Annotated in this window: 19 protein-coding genes and 4 pseudogenes; 13 read left to right on the top strand and 10 right to left on the bottom strand. The window is 69.2% G+C overall.

The annotated features are described in order from the left end of the window. Positions 1–51 precede the first annotated feature (51 nt). The gene (locus ACZ52C_RS39310) at positions 52–750 is read left to right on the top strand and encodes an SDR family oxidoreductase (protein ID WP_469079328.1); all 699 of its coding nucleotides are present in this window, start codon (positions 52–54) and stop codon (positions 748–750) included. Positions 751–939: 189 nt separating this feature from the next. Then, the gene (locus tag ACZ52C_RS39315) at positions 940–1770 is read left to right on the top strand and encodes an enoyl-CoA hydratase/isomerase family protein (RefSeq protein WP_469079329.1); all 831 of its coding nucleotides are present in this window, start codon (positions 940–942) and stop codon (positions 1768–1770) included. 411 nt (positions 1771–2181) lie between these two features. On the opposite strand, the gene ACZ52C_RS39320 is transcribed toward ACZ52C_RS39315, so the two are convergent. Beyond that, complete coding sequence (locus ACZ52C_RS39320; protein ID WP_469079330.1) at positions 2182–2832, bottom strand: TetR/AcrR family transcriptional regulator; 651 nt, start codon at positions 2830–2832, stop codon at positions 2182–2184. A gap of 88 nt (positions 2833–2920) precedes the next feature. On the opposite strand from ACZ52C_RS39320, the gene ACZ52C_RS39325 reads away from it, so the two are divergent. From ACZ52C_RS39325 to ACZ52C_RS39340, 4 genes are all read left to right on the top strand, one after another. Next, positions 2921–3760, top strand: a complete 840-nt coding sequence (locus ACZ52C_RS39325; protein ID WP_469079331.1) for an alpha/beta fold hydrolase — start codon at positions 2921–2923, stop codon at positions 3758–3760. Between the two features lie 188 nt (positions 3761–3948). After that, positions 3949–4677, top strand: a complete 729-nt coding sequence (locus ACZ52C_RS39330) for an SDR family oxidoreductase (protein WP_469079332.1) — start codon at positions 3949–3951, stop codon at positions 4675–4677. A 456-nt stretch (positions 4678–5133) separates the two neighbouring features. Continuing rightward, complete coding sequence (locus tag ACZ52C_RS39335; protein WP_469079333.1) at positions 5134–6201, top strand: alkene reductase; 1068 nt, start codon at positions 5134–5136, stop codon at positions 6199–6201. A gap of 258 nt (positions 6202–6459) precedes the next feature. After that, on the top strand, positions 6460–7053 hold the full coding sequence (locus tag ACZ52C_RS39340) for a TetR/AcrR family transcriptional regulator (RefSeq protein WP_469079334.1): 594 nt from the start codon (positions 6460–6462) through the stop codon (positions 7051–7053). A 351-nt stretch (positions 7054–7404) separates the two neighbouring features. Here ACZ52C_RS39340 and ACZ52C_RS39345 read toward each other — a convergent pair whose 3' ends face one another. Continuing rightward, on the bottom strand, positions 7405–8271 hold the full coding sequence (locus tag ACZ52C_RS39345; RefSeq protein ID WP_469079335.1) for an alpha/beta fold hydrolase: 867 nt from the start codon (positions 8269–8271) through the stop codon (positions 7405–7407). Between the two features lie 334 nt (positions 8272–8605). On the opposite strand from ACZ52C_RS39345, the gene ACZ52C_RS39350 reads away from it, so the two are divergent. Continuing rightward, positions 8606–8890, top strand: a complete 285-nt coding sequence (locus ACZ52C_RS39350; protein WP_469079336.1) for a hypothetical protein — start codon at positions 8606–8608, stop codon at positions 8888–8890. Between the two features lie 29 nt (positions 8891–8919). Further along, complete coding sequence (locus ACZ52C_RS39355) at positions 8920–9306, top strand: family 78 glycoside hydrolase catalytic domain (RefSeq protein WP_469079337.1); 387 nt, start codon at positions 8920–8922, stop codon at positions 9304–9306. A 577-nt stretch (positions 9307–9883) separates the two neighbouring features. Here ACZ52C_RS39355 and ACZ52C_RS39360 read toward each other — a convergent pair. Beyond that, positions 9884–10735, bottom strand: coding sequence for an alpha/beta fold hydrolase (locus ACZ52C_RS39360; RefSeq protein ID WP_469079338.1), 852 nt, complete (start codon positions 10733–10735; stop codon positions 9884–9886). A 509-nt stretch (positions 10736–11244) separates the two neighbouring features. Here ACZ52C_RS39360 and ACZ52C_RS39365 point away from each other — a divergent pair. After that, on the top strand, positions 11245–11853 hold the full coding sequence (locus ACZ52C_RS39365; protein ID WP_469079339.1) for a TetR/AcrR family transcriptional regulator: 609 nt from the start codon (positions 11245–11247) through the stop codon (positions 11851–11853). Between the two features lie 514 nt (positions 11854–12367). Here the strand turns inward: ACZ52C_RS39365 and ACZ52C_RS39370 are convergent. After that, positions 12368–12871, bottom strand: coding sequence for a hypothetical protein (locus ACZ52C_RS39370; RefSeq protein WP_469079340.1), 504 nt, complete (start codon positions 12869–12871; stop codon positions 12368–12370). Between the two features lie 267 nt (positions 12872–13138). On the opposite strand from ACZ52C_RS39370, the gene ACZ52C_RS39375 reads away from it, so the two are divergent. Further along, positions 13139–13969: a hypothetical protein gene (locus ACZ52C_RS39375; protein WP_469079347.1), complete on the top strand. Its 831-nt coding sequence runs from the start codon at positions 13139–13141 to the stop codon at positions 13967–13969. A gap of 163 nt (positions 13970–14132) precedes the next feature. Here the strand turns inward: ACZ52C_RS39375 and ACZ52C_RS39380 are convergent, their stop codons facing one another. From ACZ52C_RS39380 to ACZ52C_RS39390, 3 genes are all read right to left on the bottom strand, one after another. Continuing rightward, entirely contained in the window at positions 14133–15083 is a 951-nt protein-coding gene (locus tag ACZ52C_RS39380; RefSeq protein WP_469079341.1) for an RNA-binding protein, read from the bottom strand. Positions 15084–15301: 218 nt separating this feature from the next. Then, positions 15302–15694 carry a hypothetical protein gene (locus tag ACZ52C_RS39385; RefSeq protein WP_469079342.1) on the bottom strand — a complete coding sequence of 131 codons (393 nt, stop codon included), beginning with the start codon at positions 15692–15694 and terminating at the stop codon, positions 15302–15304. 14 nt (positions 15695–15708) lie between these two features. Then, the gene (locus ACZ52C_RS39390) at positions 15709–16626 is read right to left on the bottom strand and encodes an FHA domain-containing protein (RefSeq protein ID WP_469079343.1); all 918 of its coding nucleotides are present in this window, start codon (positions 16624–16626) and stop codon (positions 15709–15711) included. Between the two features lie 161 nt (positions 16627–16787). Between ACZ52C_RS39390 and ACZ52C_RS39395 the strand changes: the two genes are divergently transcribed. Next, positions 16788–16994, top strand: coding sequence for a DUF4259 domain-containing protein (locus ACZ52C_RS39395; protein ID WP_469079344.1), 207 nt, complete (start codon positions 16788–16790; stop codon positions 16992–16994). 206 nt (positions 16995–17200) lie between these two features. Here the strand turns inward: ACZ52C_RS39395 and ACZ52C_RS39400 are convergent. Then, positions 17201–17770, bottom strand: a pseudogene (locus ACZ52C_RS39400) (MFS transporter); the annotation flags it as partial. A gap of 1 nt (position 17771) precedes the next feature. Here ACZ52C_RS39400 and ACZ52C_RS39405 point away from each other — a divergent pair. Next, positions 17772–18038, top strand: a pseudogene (locus tag ACZ52C_RS39405) (helix-turn-helix transcriptional regulator); the annotation flags it as partial. Positions 18039–18331: 293 nt separating this feature from the next. Here the strand turns inward: ACZ52C_RS39405 and ACZ52C_RS39410 are convergent. Further along, positions 18332–18988: pseudogene (locus ACZ52C_RS39410) on the bottom strand (hypothetical protein); the annotation flags it as partial. A gap of 580 nt (positions 18989–19568) precedes the next feature. Then, positions 19569–19775, bottom strand: a complete 207-nt coding sequence (locus tag ACZ52C_RS39415; RefSeq protein WP_469079345.1) for a hypothetical protein — start codon at positions 19773–19775, stop codon at positions 19569–19571. A gap of 67 nt (positions 19776–19842) precedes the next feature. On the opposite strand from ACZ52C_RS39415, the pseudogene ACZ52C_RS39420 reads away from it, so the two are divergent. Beyond that, a pseudogene (locus ACZ52C_RS39420) lies at positions 19843–20253 on the top strand (transposase); the annotation flags it as partial. Positions 20254–20605: the final 352 nt, after the last annotated feature.

Consider the following 20605-nt stretch of genomic DNA (forward strand, 5'->3'; position numbering starts at 1 on the left):
CCACGCCATCAGCGCTCTGGCCATCACCTCTCCACTTCACCGGGAACCTTCATGGACCTCTCTGCCAGCACCGCCCTTGTCACCGGAGCGAACCGGGGCTTCGGCCGGGCCCTCGCCGCCGAACTGCTCAGCCGCGGCGCCACCGTCTACGCCGGCGCCCGCAATCCCGACCAGGTCGACCTGCCCGGCGCCAAGCCGATCGCACTCGACATCACCGACCCCGCCTCCGTCGCGGCCGCCGCCGCGGCCACCGGCGACGTGACCGTCCTGGTCAACAACGCGGGCTCCTCCACCGGCGCCGACCTGCTCACCGCCGATCTGGACGACATCCGCCTGGAGATGAACACCCACTACCTCGGCACCCTGACGGTGGCCCGCGCCTTCGCACCCCAGATCGCGGCCAACGGCGGCGGGGCCATGCTGAACGTCCTGTCCGGCCTGTCCTGGGTCAGCTTCCCGGAGTTCGGCGCCTACTGCGCCGCCAAGTCCGCGGAGTGGTCGCTCACCAACACCCTGCGCGTGCAACTGGCCGACCAGGGCATCCGCGTCGCCGGCCTGCACGTCGGCTACATGGACACCGACATGGTCCGAACCGTCGACGCGGACAAGTCCGACCCCGCCGACATCGCGCGCATCGCGGTGGACGGCATCGCCGCCGGCGCCTACGAGATCCTCGCCGACAACGCGGCCCGCCAGGCGCAGGCCGCGCTGTCCGGGGGCGTTTCGGCGCTCTACCCGCAGCTCCCCTGAGGAACTCCCGCCCCTACCGGCCAACCGTGCCGCACAGGTGCAGGCGGGCCCGGCCCAGCCGACGCAGCTCCGACCGGCGAGTCGGCGGCACCCGCCCCTCACCCGGCGCAAACCCCTCCGTGGTCGCCGGACGCGATCACGGCCACGCAAACCCAAGCCTCCTGCGAAACACGAAACGGAAACCACGCCATGAGCCAGCCCAGCACGATCCGCCTTGAGCGGACGACTCCGCGGACCGCGAGGATCACGTTCTCGAATCCTCCCGTGAACCTGGTGGTTCCCGAGTCGATCGTGACGTTGCACAAGATCGTCTCGGAGCTGGAGAACGACCCGGACATTCAGGTCGTCGTCTTCGCCAGCGAACTCCCCGACTTCTTCATCAACCACTTCGACGCCGCCGCGGCCGCCGACCTTCCCGTGCCCGAGCACGAGGACGACAACCCGTTGTGGACCGACATGGTCCTGCGGCTGAGCAAGGCTCCGTTCGTCAGCATCGCGGCCATCCGGGGCCGTACCCGCGGCGCCGGCAACGAACTGGCCCTCGCCTGCGACCTGCGCTACGCCAGCCGCGAGAAGGCGTTCTTCGGCCAGCCCGAGGTCGGCATCGGCCTTGTCCCGGGCGGAGGGGGAGCCGAGCGCCTCCCGCGCTCCATCGGCCGCGACCGCGCACTGGAGGCGATCCTGACCAGCGCCGACTACGACGCCGACCTGGCCGAGCGCTGGGGATGGGTCACCCGGAGCCTGCCCGACGCGGAACTCGACGCCTTCGTCGACGCGACCGTCGCCCGTCTCGCCTCCTTCGACCGGCAGGCACTGGCAACCGCGAAGTCCCAGGTCAACCGGGCGACACTGCCGCCTGACGCCCACCTGGTCGCCGCCTTCGGCGAGTTCGCGGGCACGCTGACACAGCCGGGATTCGCCGCGCGCGCGGTCGGGCTCGGCGCACTGGCCGCCGAAAAGGGTCTCGACGTCGAGTACCAGCTGGGCGAATACATCGGCCGGGTCAACGAAGCCCTCTGATCCCCCCGGGCCGCGCCCACGACCGACCGCGGCGCCCCGCGGGGTGCCGTCGGCGCCGCGAGACCCTGGGCGGGTTCCATCCCCGGCCCACCAGGGTCACCGGGGCAGCCGGGCACGCCTCGTCGGCAGCCCGGCTGTCGGCTCCCGGCCGGCAGGTTGCCGCACCCGCCGGGGTCCGAACACGGAAGACGCGACGGCCAATGCCCCATCGCGCACACGTGACGAGCGATTCGACCGTTGTCGCGTCCGGTGCGGCGACTTCGTCGACGGCACATGAAAAGTTCTCGCAGCGGTGCAGACCACCCTTCGAGAGTGCTTCCACTGTGCTGCTGCACCGAACGGCTCGGAAACGCAGGCTGTTGCCTCAGTGCCTGACCCTCGGGCCGTCGGCCCTGCGTCCGTCGGCTGTGGTCAAGCCTCTGATCTCCCTGCCGCCGGCCGGTCGCCGCTTCCGTGTTCCAGCGAGGCAAGAATTTCCTTGCGGCAGACATCGAGGATTTCGTCCGCCAGCGGAGAACCGTCCGGGCAGGCCCGCGACAGCACGATCGCTCCGACCGAATGGGCGAGCATGTCGATCACCATGGTGCGGGCCGCGCGCTGGTCCGTGTCCCCCGGTGTGTCACTTGGGTTCTGAAGGGCCGTCAGCAGGTTCTCGATCCCGGCTGCGAACTCCGTCTTGATGTCCGCGGGCTGACGTGCGGCGTCGCCGCTGAGGGCCGCGATGGTGCAGCCGTCACCGCGCCCGTCGCGATGCTCCCGCGTGACGTAGCGCTCGACGAACTCGATGGCGTCCCGGCCCTCTGCCTGTGCCGCGGTCTGTGAGAGCCCGTTCGCGGACGCTTCGGCCATCAGGTCGGCCTTGGAGCCGAAGTGCTTGTAGAACCCGCCATGGGTGAAGCCGGCGGCTGCCATCAGTTCCGCCACGCCGACACCGTCATAGCCGCGCTCGCGAAACAGCCTGGCGGCTGTCGCGACGATGTGCGCACGGTTCTGCTCCGCCTGTGCCTTGGTGACCCGCATGTCCAGCCGCCCCTTCCACGGTCGACGCTCGGCGTCAAGCATACATAGATGGCGATCGACATCTATGAGCTTGACTTTTTAGATGACGATCGTCATCGTATTGTTCGTTCCCACCAGAAAGGCTCAGGCCATGAGCGATACGCACGTGACCGCACCGACCCAGTACGTCGAGGTCGACGGCGACCGATTCGCCTACCGGCGCTGGGGCAAGCCCTCCGGCGTCCCGATCTTCCTCGTCCAGCACTTCCGCGGGGGCATGGACAACTGGGACCCCCTGCTCACCGACGGCCTGGCCGAAGGCCGTGAGGTCATCCTGTTCAACGGGCGCGGCGTCGCCTCGTCATCCGGCACGCCGCGCAACCGGGTCGAGGACATGGCCGACGACATCGCCGCGGTCATCCAGGCGCTGGGGCTGGAGCAGGTCGATCTGCTCGGCTTCTCGCTCGGCGGTTTCCAGGTGCAGGAGGTCGCGCTGCGCCATCCCCAGCTGGTGCGCAAGCTCCTCCTGCTCGGCACCGGCCTGCGCGGTGGGGACCCGACGATGGACCCCAAGGTGCCCGAGGTTGCGCTGAATCCGGTCCCCACCGTGGATGACTTCCTCTTCCTGTTCTTCGGCCGCTCGCAAGCCGCCGTCGAAGCGGGCCGGGCCTTCTGGGAGCGACGTCACCAGCGGGCCGACCAGGACCCGCCGAGCTCACCCGCAGTCGCACAGGCGCAGTTCGAAGCGACCATGGCCTATGGGGAGCCGCTGCCGGGCGAGAACCCCTATGCCTACCTCAACGCGATCACCCAGCCGACGCTGGTCCTCAACGGCGAGAACGACGTGATGATCGCCTCGATCAACTCCTGGCACCTCGCCCAGAACATCCCCAACGCCCAACTGCTGATCTATCCCGACGCCGGGCACGGAGCGCAGTTCCAGTACCCCGAGCGGTTCCTGAAGCACGCCCTTCAGTTCCTCGCGGAGTAGACAGCTGCGCGCGCAAGGCGAACGGCACGTCCTCGGCCCACCGCTTTACGGCCATCGGCCTTCGCCGGCGAGGAAGTCGATACGCACGGGCCAGTCGCGCCCGTCGAGGCCGGCCCGACCAGCACTACCGGGGCCAGGCCCCATCACCTGGGCGCGCCCCCCACACCCACCCGATGAGAGATGCAGACATGAAGATCGAAGGTTCGGTAGCTCTGGTGACCGGTGCCAACCGTGGCATCGGCAAGGCATTCGCGGACGAGCTCCTCGACCGCGGTGCGACCAAGGTGTACGCGGCTGTCCGCGATGTCGCCACCATCACGGACCCGCGGCTCACACCCGTCGCGCTGGACGTGACGGACCCGGCAGCTGTCGCCGCGGCCGCTGCCGAGTTCGCCGATGTCACGATCGTCGTGAACAACGCCGGTATCGCCAGCAGCAACCTGCCTCTCTCCGCGCCGCTCGACGTGGCGCGCAGCGAGCTCGAGGTGAACTACTTCGGGCTCATCGCCATGACGCAGGCGTTCGCTCCGGTCGTGGCGGCCAACGGCGGCGGTGCCTTCGTCAACATGCTCTCGGTCGCCTCGTGGGCGGCGTACCCCGTAGCCGCGACGTACAGCGCGTCGAAGGCAGCCGCGTGGAGCTACACCAACGCAGCCAGGCAGCAGCTCAAGACACAGGGGACCGAAGTCGTCGCCGTCCACGTCGGGCCGGTCGACACGGACATGCAGGCCGGCTCCGACGTCCCCAAGACCCCGCCGACCGATGTGGCCCGCAGTGCCCTGGACGCGCTGGAGGCAGGCCGGTCCGAGGCCGTCGTCGATGAGATCAGCCGCAGCGTGAAGTCCACGCTGCACGACGACCTGGCCCTGCTGTACCCGGCCATCGAGGCCCAGTTCGCCGCGCAACTGGCCGGCTGACCCACAGGAGCGCCGACGCCAGGGTCGAGTCCGCGCTTCAGGACGTCCTCGGCGGACCGGAGTGGGCGGACCCCCAACTTGATCATCTGGTCGTACTGCTCAGCGATACTTCCCAGCGGATCGGGCGGGTCAGCGCCGGGGTGAGCTGCGGCCAGACCTCCGGGTCGCCGGCCACCGGCCGGTACGGCTTGACCCTGTCGATCCGCTTGATCCTGGGCAGCAGGTCGAAGTCAAGCCGGGGTGATCCCGAATCCGATGCCCTACTGGCCGTGCGACTCGGTGTAACTCCTGAAGCGCCCACTGACCGCCCCGGCCCCCTTCCCGCGCCGCCCCCACCCATCAAAGCATTACGTTCATAATATAATTCATCCATACTCATGGCGGATGCCTCATCGGATTCACAGCCCGGAACGCCGGCTCCCGGATGTCCGCCACCGACCACTTGAGGAACCACACATGCTCGACAGCCTGTGGACCCCGACCGTCGCGGGAAAGATCTCCCTGCCGCACCGTCTGGCGATGTCCCCCCTGACCCGCAGCCGGGCCACCCCGGACGGCGTACCGACCGATCTCAACGCCGAGTACTACGCCCAGCGCGCCTCGCACGCCCTGATCATCACCGAGGGCACCCAGCCCTCCGCCGACGGCCAGGGCTACCCGGTGACACCGGGCATCTACACCGACGAGCACATCGCCGGATGGCGCAAGGTCACCGACGCCGTACACCAGGCCGGCGGACGCATCGTCATCCAGCTCATGCACGTCGGGCGGATCTCCCACCCCGACAACACCCCCCACCACCGGCAGCCGGTGGCACCCTCCGCGATCAAGCCGGCAGGCCAGACGTTCACCGGCTCCGGGATGCAGGAGATGCCGCAGCCGCGCGCACTGTCCACCGAGGAGGTCGCCGCCACGGTCGACGACTTCCGGCGGGCCGCCGCGGCCGCCATCGCGGCCGGCGCGGACGGCGTCGAGATCCACGGCGCCAACGGCTACCTGGTCCACCAGTTCCTCGCCACCACCACCAACCAGCGCACCGACCAGTACGGCGGCTCCCTCGACAACCGCATCCGCTTCGCGGTCGAGGTCGCCACAGCCGTGGCCGACGAGATCGGCGCCGGACGCACCGGCATCCGGCTCTCCCCCGGCAACCCCTTCCAGCTCGGCGACCTCGCGGAGGACGACACCCACGAGCTCTACCCGCACCTCGTACGCGCCCTCGCCCCCCTCGACCTCGCCTACCTGCACCTCGCCCACGGCGGCGACGAGGAACTCCTGGGCACGCTGCGCGGACTGTGGCCCAACACGCTGATCCTCAACCGCGCCGGCACCGACATCGCCACCCGCGCCAAGGACATCGAGAACGGCATCGCCGACGTCATCACCGTGGGCTCGATGGCACTCGCCAACCCCGACCTGGTCGAGCGCATACGTGCCGGCGCGCCCCTGAACACCCCCGACCCCGCCACCTTCTACGACGGCGGCGCGGCCGGCTACACCGACTACCCCACCTACACCGCCTGACCAGAGCGCCCTGCGCCCGAGGGAGTCCCCTTCCTCGGGCGCTTCGGCGTACGCACGGCGCAAGTCGGGCAACGGGACACATGCACTCGCGGCGCGAGCGGTGCGCCCGCGATGGCCACGAGGTCCCGCACCGCCCCACGGCAATAGGGCGGCAGAACGGCCGCACATCACCTGTCAACCATAATATTACGTGCGTCAGACCACGTATTAGGATGAAGATACGAGGCAATGGCCCGGCGGAGTTGATGGAGGAACCCTGTGGCGCGCTACACCAAGGAGCACAAGCAGGTGACGCGGCAACGGATCATCGAGCGGGCAGGCCACCGGTTCAAGCAGGACGGCATCGACGGCTCCGGCATCTCCACGCTGATGTCCGACGCCGGACTCACCAACGGCGCTTTCTACGCCCACTTCGAGTCCAAGGACGACCTCGTCGCCCACGTCGTCGCCGAGCAGCTGCGCGCGCAGGTGGAGCAGTACGACGCGCTGCGGCCCGGCCGCGAGGGACTCGAGGATCTCATCCGCGCGTACCTGTCGCCCGAGCACCGGGACAACCCCGGCGACGGCTGCCCGTCCGCAGCCCTGCTCGACGAGATCGGCCGCTGCGGCGACGGGACCAAGGACGCCTACACCACCGGCGCCCGGGCCATCCTGGACGAGTTCGCCGCCCGCCTGGCACCCGAGGATCCGCAGTCCGCCCGTGGCCGGGCCGTCGGGATCTACACCATGGCGGTGGGAACGTTGCAGCTGTCCCGCGCGCTCTCCGACCGGAAGTTCTCCGACGAGGTCCTCGAGCAGGGAGTCCAGAACGCCCTCGCCCTGGCACGGTGCCCGTCCATACCGGCTGGGTGACCACCTGGGCAGGGCCCGGACGCCGGTGCCGCGTGAGCGGGTGACCCCCGGGGCAACTGCGATCTCGGGAGCGGCCGGCGCGGGGGTCCTCCGCTCGTACGGCGGCTGTCTCTGCGCCCGTTCGAAGTACGCCGTGGCGGCAGTGCAGGTCCTGGGCCTGGATCCTGGTGCCCGAACGGGACGTCGACCGGTCTCCGCATCGCCGTCCTGCACGACAACCGCCTCGGCGCCGCAGGGCCGGGAGGCGAGCAGGCCGGTTACGTCGAACACGTGACGAGAGCCGTGACGCCCGGCGGGCGTCACGGCTCTGAGTCAGCGTCCTCGGCCTCGTACGCAGACCGCACTGCGGCCCTACGGCCGGCCGAAGAACTCGAGGGCTGTCGGCACGAACTGCTCGTGGTACTGGAAGATGCCGCCGTGGCCGCCGTCGGGGTAGATCACCAGCTCGGCGTTGGGCAGTCGCCGGGCCAGGTCGTGCGAGTTCGGCGTCGGCACCATGCGGTCGTCGTCACCGTTGGCGACGAGCACGGGCTGCTTGATGACGGACAGATCCTGCGGCCGCGCCAGCCCCCACCGGTGGATGGCCTTGAGCTGGGAGAAGTAGGACTTGGGGCGGATCGCCTTGTCCCGGTCCTCGGTGCGCTCCTTCAGGCGGGCCAGGAACTCCTTGCCGGCCCGAATCCCGTTCGGGGTGCGGGTGAAGAAGAGGAACTGCTTCACGTCCTGAAGGGTGAGCAGTGCCCGCAGGGTGTCGAAGTGGGAGATCCGGGTGACGTTCTCGATGCCCTCGCCTCCGGCCGGACCGGTGCCCGCGAGGATCAGCCTGCGGATGAGCTGCGGGTCGGTCTGGGCGATGACCTGGGCGATCATGGCGCCCATCGAGAAGCTGAGGACGTCGACCTGCTCGAAGCCCAGCGCCCGGATGAAGGTGACGGCGTCCTTGGCCATCTCCTCGATGGTCTTCGGCGTCTCGCCGGTGGAGGCGCCCACGCCCCTGTTGTCGAACGTGATGACCCGGTGCTTGGCGGCGATGCCGTCGACGACCCGGGGGTCCCAGTTGTCCAGGACCGCGGCGAGGTGGGTGATGAAGATGACCGGCATGCCGGTCCGGGGGCCGAGGTCGCGGTAGGCGAAGGTCACTCCGTCGGCGGTGACGGTGCGGGTCTGCGCGTTCTTGTACGACGTCACCACGTCACCATCTGTTTCGCGTGCGTTCACGATCGTGCCCTTCGATGTGTGGGTTACCGCCACTGTGCGCCAATTTCTGCTTCCTCGCAGTGGGCGCAGAGCGGTGTTCCCGTGTCTCCCGGCCGCGGCTGCAGTCCGGAGTCGACGGTCAGAGAAGGCTCATGGAGAACCGCCTGGAGCGGGTCTCTGAACAACCCGTCGACCATTGAAGTATGACCATACTTTCATCAGGGCGCAAGTGGTGGAGCCGAACGAGACGCACAGCTGTGGAATCACGGGTTCCGCCGAGCTTCGCGGCGCACAGCACAGCGCACCACCAGGGCAGGCGCGACTCACCTGCGCTGACGGTTGCGAGACTCTGGTCATGATCGGCGAGTCGCGGACCTCCGGCCCCGGACCGGTGACAGCCGACGATCTGGACAGCGGTCATGGCATCGATGCCCGGCGTGAGGACGACGCCTGGCTGCGCCCGGATTCCAGGACGACGGCCGGGCCGGAGCCCACGGCCGGAGTCCACACCGTGGACTACGACAACGGGCGCCTCAACCCCGACCCCGCGCCGCCGGCACAGCGCATCGCCCACTCGCACCCGCGGCGGACCCGGCGCGACACTTACGGCGCCTTCTCCTCAAGTACGGACAGAACATAGGGGGCTGGCTCAAGCTCCGTGCGCGCGGAGTGGCTGGACCGTCATCACGGCGCGGTACCTGGGTCCTTGAGGACGGCGAGCTGTGCGTACGGCCGCCGCGTTCGGCTCTGGCGGCCGACCACCGCATCTTGAGCGGCTGCGAAGACGCCCTCGGACCGGCCATGACCTTCCACGGGTTCCGCTGCGTTGAGCTCACGGGCCCACACGCAGGCATCCCGGCCGGTGACGCGGTGAGCGCCGTCGTCATCGACGTCCGCCCCGTCCTCGAACCGTCGGGGTGTTCACTCGCCCCGTCCTCGAACCGTCGGGGTGTTCACTCATGCTTCTGCGCAACACCGTCGCTGGGCGCAGATCGGCCGCCTGATCCCCATCCGGCCGGTCCTGCCCGTCGAGGTCGGCGAGGCCGAACTGGCTGAGGCGATGGCGGTCGCGTCGGGCGTCCCAGGCCGACGACGTCGGCGACACCGTCGGCCTGACCGGAAAAGGCCGCTCCACGGCGACGCTGGATCTCATCGGGAGTCAGATCGCGCTCCTCGGCGATCTCAGAAGCTCGACCGGCCCCTCCTCTCGTCCATCCGGGGCAAGCTTTCGACGCTGCCCGCCTCGGAACTCTGCGCGGACGCCACCGACCAGGTCTTCAACCCGGGGATGCAGGGCGGTCGGGCGATCGCCGAGCTCGCGGTCGGGCGCATCGAGCCGAGCGGGCGGCTGCCCCTCAACGTTCCCCGCCCTGCCGGACGGCTGCCGGCCTACTGTGGCCAGGGCTGGGGGCCTCACGTCCGCCTTCGGCGAGGGCCTCAGCTACGCGACGGTGCACTACTCGGAAGCGACGATCCAGAATTGTCACGTCGCGGGTACGCACCGACTGCCCAGCCTCAATGGCGACGCCGGTCACCAGTCGTGCAAGCGCCGCCTCACGGCTGTGAGGCGGCGCTTGCACGACTGTCAGCCAGCCGCCGGCGGGGTTCGGGACCGGCGGCACGGTCGGCGTGCTCAGGCGGCGAGGAAGTCGGCCACCTGCTTGGTGAAGGCCCTGGCGTGCTGGAAGAGGAAGGCGTGGCCGGCGTCGCCGTAAAGGAGGAGGGTGGCGTCGGCCAGGTGCTGGACGGCGACGTAGGACGCGTGGGCGGGGACCATCACGTCGTGCAGACCGTTGGCGTACAGGACGGGGTGCTTGATGGACTCCAGTTCGGCCCGTACCTCGTCGAAGGGGGCTGCCAGGAGTTGGCCGATCGCGGCGAGCATGCCCTGCGCCGTCGCCTCGGTGACCGCGGGGCCACCGGCGGCGAGCCGGGGCGCGACGTGGGCGAAGTGCTCGTGCCCTGAGGCGCGGGCCGCTTCCGTCTCCGGGTAGAACAGGTACAGCATGTCGTCCTGGTCGGCGTCGGGCTTGGCCATGATGCCGAGGACCTTCTGGCTCGCCTCCGGCGCACCGGGCACCCAGCCGTTCGGACCGCTGCCCGCCACGATGATCTTGCGCACCAGCTCCGGGCGACGCGCGGCCAGGCGCTGGGCCACGAAGCCGCCCAGTGACCAGCCGAGCACGTCGGCCTGCGTGAGGCCGAGGGCCTCGATGAACTCGGCGGCACCCTCGGCGAATCCGTCGATGGAGTCGCGCGGCTCACCGGTGGTGTAGCCGACGCCGACGTTGTCGAAGACGATCACGTCGTGGTCGGCGGCCAGGTAGTCCAGGAACTCCGGGTCCCACCAGTCGATGGTCGCGCGGAAACGCTGCAGCAGGACCAGCGGGACACCGCCCTGCGGACCCATGCGCCGGTAGGTGAAGGTCGCGGAGGGCCCCTCCACCGTGAGGTTCTCGGCCTTGTCTGCCAGATACGTGCTCATGACGTCCTTCTCTTGTTGGCGGGTACCCGTCCGTTCTCGCGGGTCTGCTCACGCAGCACACGCGAGACATGCTGGGCCTGTGGGGCCGCTGCCCTTGGCTGGCGCTCGACGAGGCGAGCCGGAGTTGTGGACCAGGCCGACGATCCGCTCGGATCGCTCGATCACCTTCTCGGCCCCTGGAGCGACCCAGGCAGGCGGCTTCCGGCTCGCTCCGATCACCTCGGAATCCACCACGCCGAGCCGCGAGCGATTAAATTATGTCCATAATACTAAGCAGGTGCGACCCGGGCGCACAAGAGGGCTCCCGTGGCGGACGAAGCCCGCGGCCGACCTCGGAGTCGCATGCGGGTTGACAGGCAAGTGGTCCGGCGCAGCGGAGACCGGGGGCCCACGACCCCGCCCCGGCCGCAAGAGTGCCGGAATCCGGGGCTATTGAATTACGTTCACAATACAATACATTGGAGGAGCCGTCGGAGGGCGAGTAGCCCTCCCGGCGCGTAGAGGAGTGTGTGGTGCGATACAGGAAAGAGCACAAGCAGGCCACCAGGCAGAGGATCATCGAGACGGCGGGCCGCCGCTTCAAGGAGGACGGCATCGACGGCTCGGGCATCACGGTGCTCATGAAGGACGCCGGGCTGACCAACGGCGCCTTCTACACCCACTTCACGTCCAAGGACGACCTCGTGGCCACCACGATCGCCGACCAGTTGCAGGCCCAGAACGCGACTATCGTCGCGCACGCGGAACCAGGCCGCGCCGGCCTCGAACAGATCGTGCGCTGGTACCTGTCCCCCTGGCACCGTGACAGCCGTGACGTCGGCTGCCCCTCCGCCGCCCTGCTCGACGAGATAGGGCGCTGCACACACCCGACCAAGCAGGCCTACACCGAGGGCGTACTGATGGTCGCCGACGGCATCGCCGCGCGCCTGGCGCCGGACGACCCGCTCTCGGTGCGCCCCATGGCACTGAGCTCGTACGCCATGATGGCCGGCACACTCCAGCTCTCACGGGCCCTCGCCGACCCGCAGCTCGCCGATCAAGTCCTCGAACAGGGCATCCACAACGCCCTCGCCCTCCTGGGAATCGAGCACGAAGGGGACACCAGGACGGCGCACTGACCGGCGAGCTGCGGGTCGGCGAGGGCCCCCGCGAGTACACCGACCACGTCAGCAAACTCAGCCAGTGACCAAGCCGACTGCCGGGCAGTTGGGGCTCCGACGCGACAAGGGCGGAAGCCGTGATGCCGCTGGAAGGCCTCCTCGTACAGGGCGAGGGCGGGGCGCAGGTCGGTGTCTTCTTCCGGAGTCGGCTCAGGTTGGCTTCCGTACGTACGTCGGACCCGGGGTTCCCGCGGAACCGCAGGCCGGGCTGAGACCGGGGGGTGCGGGGCCGGAAGTGCGCGTCGGTCAGGTCGGCGTAGTGCCGGTGGAAGGTGGCGTGCAGGATGTCCAGGAGCCGTTCGAGGGCGGTCACGGTGGGGCGCCGTCCGCGGTTGGCGGACTCGGCAAGGACGGTGTCGATGGCGGCTTTGATCGATGTGCGTCAACACGGTGGAGTCTTCCTCCCTTTGTCGTGATGTGGGTGCGTCGGGCGCCTCGGCACGGCTCAAGGATCACGACCAAAGCACGGCCCTCATCGCCAGAGGTCAGCTCCGTCGCGCCCGCTGGGATCCATTGTCAGGAGGTCTTCATGCAGGCCCGACAAGGCCCGGCCAGTCAGAGAGCCGTCTTCGCCCGACTCCATGACCACCCAGCCGGCCTCCACACCCGACACGTTTACATCGCCGCCTGCATCCAGCTCGTCGAGCGTCGCGAACACCGCCTCACAGGCAACGGCTCGGACCAAGCGGACAAGGTCCTCCCGGTCCGCTCCGGCGGCGAGAAGGCGTTGCGCGGCGGGCAGTTGGCTGAGCGAGCCCGGCTCGGTCCAGCTGTCGATCGCACCGTGCCAAAGGCTCCGCAGCAACACGAATCGCGCGAGCTGCGGATGGTCCTCCAAGACCTCCGACTTGATCAGATCGACAGGATCGGTCACGCCGAGGGCGCTGAACCGGGCACGCAGCGACTCCGCGACAGCCTTCCGTGGCATGTCCAGGCTGTTCAGCCATCCCTGCCATGCTGATTGAGGATCACTCACCGCAACAGCATGCCCTACGGTCGAAAGACGGAGCGATCGGCACCTCTCTCTGGCGCTGTGCTTCACCGGAACTGCGGCCAGAGCCGTGAACTCGGCTCATCGTTAGGACCTCTGAGCCACACCCAGGCCCCTGGGCCTCCCGATCGTAAGGAGGGCCGGAATCAACCCGCCAACAAGGTAAGGAGCGTTCTAGTTGGCCCGTCGGGTCAGATATGCGCTCAGTCCTCGGTGGAGCCGATCCACAGCGTCACGTACGGTCAGCCCGTGATGATCAAAACGGGCGAACCTCGCAATCTCGGTGTCCCTTCCTCCGAGGCACGGTTGCGCTTCGGGACGGAACTGCAGGAACTCGGCGGCGGGCCGCGGCGCCGATTGCTCATGGTCGACGACGAGCCTGCCTTCGAGCTCAGCTTCTACTGCGGAACGTGCCCGCTCCTGTTTCGCCGGCTGGAGACCGCGCGAGAGAAGTTGTCCCTGGAGAGCATGCAGGAACGGCTCACCGGTGCACTGGACGATCTGGATGACGGCGGCGTGATCGATGCGTTCGGTGCGTTGCTGCCGGTGGGCGAGTACCTTCCGCTGCTCCTGAGCGTGGAACCCCGGCTGATCATCCCCGGCAAGGAAGGTGACTACTTCAGCGGCGAGCAGGTCACGTCGTGGGGGGTCGACCAGTTCTGGGGTCTCCCGGAGTACCCGCACACCCCGTACTACCGGACCTTCGAGACCGCGGTCGACGCAGACGCCCACCTCTACGAATTCGTCGTGCCCATGGTTCCGCCGACCTGGAACGAACGGGAGCGTGTCGAGGAGTACATCGTGCTCATGGAGCGGGGAACGGTTCCCACGGCGGTGGCTGTCGCCACGCTGGACGTGTGCCAGCCGTCCCTCGGCTTGGGAGATGATCCCTCCGCGCATTGGGGCCTGACCCACTTCCTCCTCGACGGCCACCACAAACTCGAGGCTGCCGCCACAACCGGCCGGCCCGTGCGGCTCCTCTCCCTCCTGACCCTGGGTGAGAGCCTCGCCGAAGCGGACGACCGCGCCCGGCTGCCTGCGCTGCGCGCCCAGTCCCGCTCTGCCCGAGCGACCGGCACCTGAACCAGCAGCGAGATCACGCCCGCGGGCACGACAGCGCACGCCCGGCCCAACTAGACCGCCCAAGGGCCAACTGAAGCGCTCAGTTGTGACTGAGCGCGACATCTGGTCGGCAGGACAACTTCGATGCACAGCGCCTGGTGGCTCGCCCGGCGCGCGAACCGGGTCACCACCGGGCGCGCAGTACGCCGTCGCTGTCCGGGAGGGCAGCGCAGAGCAGCGGGTGGTGTTCGGCGAGGGACAGGGACAGGGCGCAGGCGGCTCGGGCATCGGCCACGTGGGCGCTGAGCGCCTGGTGGTCGGTGTCGTCGACGATCGCGTGGCTGATCGTCCCGTCCTGCGCCTCCCAGACGAAGGCGATGGATTCCTCCTGGGGCAGTGCGGCGAGGACTGCGCCGACGTCCGGGGTCAGGTCGGGCCAGACGGTCAGCAAGGCGCGTGGGCCGAGACCGGCGCGCACTGTGTCGAGGTTCTCCGGCGTGATTCGGTGCCAGCGTGCGGCGTTGCGAACGTGGCTTTCCTCGAGGAGCAAGGAATGCCGTGAGGCCAGCGCGGTGTGCACGCGTTTCCAGAAGTGCTCGTCGGCCGCCTCCGTCACTTCCGCTTCGTCGACCTCGGCCGCGTAGGGCGAGGCCGTGAGCGGTTCCGGGAAGAGGCCGAGTTCCCGGGTACGGGCCACGGCGTCCGCACAGGGCCGGTCGCTGCCCACGTACACATACTGGTCCCACCCGACGTGCACGGTGAACAAATCCCCCACCTCCAGTCGGCACCAAGCGCCTTGGTCGCGGAGCATGGCCCGGACCAGTTCCAGGGCGACCGGAAGAGAGACCTCGGCCCCGTCGTGGTAGCCGGTGAGGTCGGGCGGGAAGAGCCCGCCGAGGCCGTGCCCCTCAACCGGTGGCTCCACACCGAAGTGGGCGAAGCCGGTGACCGCAGGTTCGCGGATCTCCAACCGGTCGATGTCCGATGCCTTCGCGAAGGCGGCGATCGCCGCCAGGTACGCCGCTTCGACAGGTCCGTGGTCGCTGACCGCGTCCTCGGCGCCGGTGTAGTGGCCGTACTCGTCGCGGTCGGCGGGGTCGTATTTGGTGATCCGGTGGACGAAGGCCGGCGGCACGCTACTCCTCGGACGAGGCGGAAGGAGTGCCCAGCTTAGATCCCGGTCCCGATTCCATGGCTGGGGGAAGCCGGCCCCGCATCGACGGGTTCGAGGTCCGACCGGGTTGCAGGGCGTACTGAGATGCGGGCATGGGCTCCTCGGTGGTCAGCAGCCACCAGCAAGAATCCGCTAGCTGTCCGATCCTGGGGCAAGGCCCTCTCCGTCGGCCTCCCCGATCAGCCTGCGATCGCCCGCAAGATCGGTTGGCCGAGTGCGCCCAGCCAGCCCGCGAGCGCTCCGAGCGGCCCGATCAGTCCGGTGCCGGCCGTGACCAGCGCACCCGCCGAGGACAACAGCCGGGTGATCCGGCCGAGCCGGCCCGCCACTGCCTCCCGGTCCGGCTCCGGCCGGGCGACCTCCTCGTCCAGCGAGTCCAGCTCGGCCCGCACCTCGGGCTCGATTGCCGGCGGCAACGCCGTTCGCTCGATCGACGCCCTCAGTTCCCGGACCAGGCCGCGTACCTCCTGTCCGCCCGCCGTGAAGACGGCCGACTGGCCATCGTGAACGGTCTGGTTCCCGGCGACGTTGTTGACCACGCCGCCCTGCTGGTTGCCGATGTTGAAGGCCATGGCTGCCCATCTCCTCACCGCTGCCGCCAGAACGCCTGCCGCTCGGCATCCTCGAAGCGGCGGCGTCGGGACGTCGCCACGACGTGCAGAACAATCCCAATGACCGTCAGAACCGTCCCGATAGCCGCCATCGCGAACCCGACCGCCCCAACCGGCACTCCGGCCACCTTCGGTCCGAGCAGCTCCGGGGAAGAGTCGAAGTTCGAACTCCCCGAGGAAATATCGTCGGCCCCGGAGATGAATCGAATGATCACCCAGCCGTAGATCCCGCCCCCGACCAGAAACAGCAGGAAGCCGAGCAGGATCAGGTGTCGCGCCCTGGTACGGGTGGCGGCGATCTCCCTGAAAAAGCTCTCGCGCTGCGCCTGCTGAACGTAGTTGTACTGGTCCCCGGCGACGTTGCTCAGCCGGTCGGCCTGCTGTCCTCCGATGTCGAACCGCCGCTCGCCGCCGGGCGGCGTACGGCCGGACTCCCGCTGTGCCGGGCGGCCCGGCGGGCCGGAGGGTGGCGGCCCTGCGCCGGGAGCGCCGGGAGCGCGGTGAGGCGCGGGCCCAGGCGCACGGGCGGGCCCCCAACCCGGCATGGTGTCCGAGGTACCGCCCGTGCCGTCGGCGCCGGGCTTCGGGGCCTGAACGGTCCGGTCGGCGGAGCGCCGCTCTTCGTAATGCACCTCCAGGGGCCCAAAATCCAGCACGTCGCCCGAGTGCAGCACCTGCTGCCCGAGCACCGGGTGACCGTTGAGCATGGTGCCGTTGGTGGAGGCGAGATCCTCGACGGTGGTCCGGCCCGAGGCCCGCCACACCACCGCGTGCCGTCGGCTTACGCCCGGATCGCCCACCTGGAGCTGGCAGTCGGAGTCCCGCCCGACCAGCATCGGCTGGTCGTCGAGGACGAAGACCCGGCCGCGCAGCCGGTCCGGGCGGTCGACCACGAGGTGCGGTAGGTCGCGCTCTCGCAGAGGCGGGTCCATGGCACGGCCTCCTGCCTTGGCGAAGCATCCGGCGTCGGGCGAAACGATTCGCTCGCCTATTCCGGTGATCCTCACCTTCCAGTAAAAGCCGATCGGCCCCGTCCTGCCACAGCGGACCGGAGTTGCCCGCAGACCTTCGAACGCTCGCCGTCGACGCTCTGGACCACGTGGCCTCCGAGCGGTCTGAACTCGCCGAACTCTGGGGCGACGCTGCGAACGGCTCGAAGCGGCGCCACGGCATCACCCGCCTTCGCGACGTCCTCGACCCTCCGGTCCCTCCACACGAGGAAGCCCCTCTTCGGCATCTGAGTGATCACCGACAGTCATGAGTCACAGAGATTGGACCAGAGCCCGCGAAGAGTGCCACAGCCAGTACCCGACCTCACCGGTGGACGTGACGTGGACGGACAATGGCGCCAGGTCGACCGGTCTGTGGATGGCCGCGCAGCCCCAGGGCCGCAGCGGGTATCGGTCCGTCGCCGGCAACTCCGGGTCGCCGGCCGTCGGCTCGGGGCGGAACCGGGAGACCGGGTCCTCAGCGCAGGCCGGGTGGGACTCGGGGGTGTTCGGCATCGGCGTCTTCTCCCTGCGATGCGGTGGTGCCGAACGCGGACGGGAGGCGGGGCTCGGGCAGGGTCCGGAACAGCAGCCAGGCCAGCGCGGGCATCAGGACGAGCGGGGTCAGGGCCGTCTGGAGTGACGTCCGGTCGGCCAACGTGCCGATGACCGGGCTGATCAGGCCGCCGATGCTCACGGTGAGGCCGAGAGTGATGCCGCTGGCGGTGCCGACCCGCGAGGGCAGGTAGTCCTGGCCGAGGGTGACTTGGAGCGAGAAGGGGACATACAAGCCGGCCGATGTCAGGGCGACGAACAGGTAGAGGGCCGGGCCCGGGACGAAGAGCAGTCCGGCGATCGACCCGGCTGTCAGCAGGTACGACCAGCGCGAAACCCGGACCCGGTCCCAGCGGTTGGCCAGCGCACCGCCGAGAACACTGCCCACCGCACCTCCCAGATACAGCAGGAACAGTGCGGTCGTGCCGGCGGCCCTGCTGCCGTCCATGCGCTCGGTGGCGTACAGCGAGATGAACGTGCCCAGGCCGATGAACGACCCATCGGACAACCGCACGCTCGCCGCACTGGGCCGGGAGGTCGGAGCCAGCGACCGGACACTCTCACGCCTGTTCAGCAAGGATCTGGGAATGACCTTCCCCCAGTGGCGCACCCAGCTGCGCTTGCACCACGCCCTGATCCTGCTGGCCGAGCAGACCCCGGTGACCAAGGTCGCGAACCAGTGCGGATGGTCGTCCCCCAGCGCCTTCATCGACGTGTTCCGACGCGCGTTCGGTCACACACCGGGCACGCATGCACCGTGACCATACGTCTTGCGAGCGCGCGTCCGGGGGCGTTCCAAGACGAGTGAGCGCGTGGACGGTTCGCGTCTCTTTGTGCGCATGAAATTTTCGGGAATGCCCGCGTGATCCCCTACCTGGCCCACGCTCGACGGTGCTCCGCGCACGGTCAGCGGGTGCGTCAGCGAACGGGTAGGTCAGCGAGCGGGTACGTCAGCGATCGGGGCTCCGTAGATCACGCTCCCCGACAGCAGGCTGCGCCGAGGGCTGGACGGGACGGTCGGGATCCGCGTGGCCTCGTGAAGAGCGGGGCCCGGAGTCGGGATCGGCTTGTAGCCGTCCGCGCAGGGCCAATCGCGGGTCACGTCGTCCTCGGAGCCCGGCTTGTAGCAGGTGTCGTGGCGGCCGTGCAGGAACAGCGCGAGCGGCCGGCCGGCAGTCGCGCCCTTCGGCGCGACCACCTGGGCGCGCATCTCGATCGGGGTGGCGTACCCGGGCAGGCGTACCGGTCGAGGTCGTACTGCCCGGTGACCGTGCGGTACGAGCCGGGCCTCCCCGGATCGACGCTGTTCGCCGGTGCCTGCGCGGGGAGACGTGCCGTGCTCGCGTCCTGCCCCTGTAGCTCGTCCGCCCCCACGTCCAGCCGGCGCCCCCGGGGCCGTCACTCGAAGGTCCGTCAGTTGCTCCGGTCGCGTCTCGTTGAGGGCGAGACGGAAGGTCCGCCCGTCCTTCGCGTCCCTCGGCGCGCCGAGCAGCCGGTCCCCCGAGCGGAACTCGACGCGCGCGTCTCCGGTGGGCACGCGCTCGGGCGCACGCCAGACGAGCTCACGCGCCCCAGGCTGTCCGCCGATCCGCCACCCCGGCGGAATCGGGCTGGCGTCTCTCGCGCTCAACGAGCCCGTGTCGTGCGGCTGTTCAGCCCCTGCCAGTCCGGGCGAGCCCGCCAGGGCCGCCACTACCGCCACGGCGGTCACACATATTCGCCGGGCACCGGTCAATGGGTCTCTCCTCAACACCCCGAGCGCAGGCGTCCATTCGTCGAGCAGGTCCAGCGGGAGAGTCGGCCGGGTGCGGGGCGCGGAGGCGCGCCGGGCCGGGCTGAACCGGGGCAGGATGTCGGGTCAGGACCGTCCAGGTTGCCCCGTACTGGGCCGCCCACTGATCGACGTCCCGCTGCTCAAGGCCCTCGCGCAGCGCGTCGTGCTGGGACAGGGATACCGCGCCTGCGTCGCATGGCGGCGAGCTTCTACGAGCCCGCGAAGCTGCGGTGGGCTCGGCACTCCTCCCCCGGGCCATAACGCCCGGCGGCGGGCGATGAAGGACCGGTGGTGGTTGATGGCGTCCTCGGGATAGATCGCGGCATAGCCGAGGGTCGTGTCGACCGGCCGGTGGCGCTGGTGCGGGCGGCGATGTGCGGGGGCAGACCGGAGCGGAGAGCGTCGGTCACGACGATTCTTCGAGAATCGTGGGGCGTGTATCGCAGCTGCTCGTGGCCGGGCCCGGTCAGCCCGCTCGCGGCGAGGGCGTCGATGAGGCGGGTGTAGATGCCGGGGCTCACCCGTTGCCCGACTTGATCCAGGGCCATTTGACGATACAGACCACGACGGGTGCGACGCACATGGCCAGCAGCCACAAGCCCACGCTCGCTGGAGAGTAGATGTAGTACCGCCAATGCTCTGGCAGGGGCGACGGCGCGAGCAGGAGCGCGATCAGCGCGGCCCATGTGACCAGCACTGTTGCTGCCATTCGTGCTGCGGCCATCGCTACGCCCCCTCGACGGTTGTTCGTCTCTTTGGATCAGATGATAGGCGGCTGAGATGATCTTGCTGTGGCTGGTGTGATCACGGCGTCGGAGCCGTCCTGAACACCCCCGTTCACCGGGCTCAGCCCGAGCCCTTTCGGGAAGCTGGTGACGGTTCCGCGGCGCGAGGGTGCGGACGCGGTCCGCAGAGGCCGGCCTTGCAGCCTTCCGCTGGAGGACGGGGCTGTGCTGGTCCGCGGTGTCGGCAAGCCCCTCATCGCCGATGCCGGTTACCGGGGCACGGGGCTCGTCATCCCGCACCGCCGGGAGCGAGGCCAGAGCGGACTCCTGGACTGGGAAGAGGACCACAGCAAGTACCACAAGCAGGTCCGCGCTCGCGTCGAGCACGTCTTCGCCCGGATCAAGAGGTGGAAGATCCTCCGCGACTGTCGCCTCAAAGGAGACGGCGTCCACCACGCCGTGCTCGGGATCGCTCGCAGGCGACGTGCGGACACCGGCAGGCCGTACTCAGCCTGGACCCGGGCTCCATTTCAGCGGCAAGGCGCGTTGTTCCAGTACCCCACCATCCGGTCACCAGGGTGTGCCGACCGGGGTGGCGGAAGTGAGACCGCTGTGTCCCGTACTCCGTCCTGAGGACACTCTGCGTGGAGCCGGCTGACCGGCAGCCGCCCACCGGCCCGGTGGCGAAGTGAACGCCGTGGAGGAACTGGGTTGAGTGCCCGCAAAAGCAGTGAAGAAACCAAGGAAATCGACCGTGTGTTCTCGCATTTGCCGGGCACGAGGAGCGACGGAGGTTGATAACTATGGTTCCCCTGCTTCTCGTTCTTCT

Source organism: Streptomyces sp. NPDC034049 (assembly GCF_055575575.1).

Coding starts and splice junctions, on each gene's coding strand:
- ACZ52C_RS39310 (WP_469079328.1), top strand. CDS start 52: ATGGACCTCTCTGCCAGCACCGCCCTTGTCACCGGAGCGAACCGGGGC.
- ACZ52C_RS39315 (WP_469079329.1), top strand. CDS start 940: ATGAGCCAGCCCAGCACGATCCGCCTTGAGCGGACGACTCCGCGGACC.
- ACZ52C_RS39320 (WP_469079330.1), bottom strand. CDS start 2,832: ATGCTTGACGCCGAGCGTCGACCGTGGAAGGGGCGGCTGGACATGCGG.
- ACZ52C_RS39325 (WP_469079331.1), top strand. CDS start 2,921: ATGAGCGATACGCACGTGACCGCACCGACCCAGTACGTCGAGGTCGAC.
- ACZ52C_RS39330 (WP_469079332.1), top strand. CDS start 3,949: ATGAAGATCGAAGGTTCGGTAGCTCTGGTGACCGGTGCCAACCGTGGC.
- ACZ52C_RS39335 (WP_469079333.1), top strand. CDS start 5,134: ATGCTCGACAGCCTGTGGACCCCGACCGTCGCGGGAAAGATCTCCCTG.
- ACZ52C_RS39350 (WP_469079336.1), top strand. CDS start 8,606: ATGATCGGCGAGTCGCGGACCTCCGGCCCCGGACCGGTGACAGCCGAC.
- ACZ52C_RS39360 (WP_469079338.1), bottom strand. CDS start 10,735: ATGAGCACGTATCTGGCAGACAAGGCCGAGAACCTCACGGTGGAGGGG.
- ACZ52C_RS39375 (WP_469079347.1), top strand. CDS start 13,139: ATGATCAAAACGGGCGAACCTCGCAATCTCGGTGTCCCTTCCTCCGAG.
- ACZ52C_RS39385 (WP_469079342.1), bottom strand. CDS start 15,694: ATGGCCTTCAACATCGGCAACCAGCAGGGCGGCGTGGTCAACAACGTC.
- ACZ52C_RS39415 (WP_469079345.1), bottom strand. CDS start 19,775: ATGGCCGCAGCACGAATGGCAGCAACAGTGCTGGTCACATGGGCCGCG.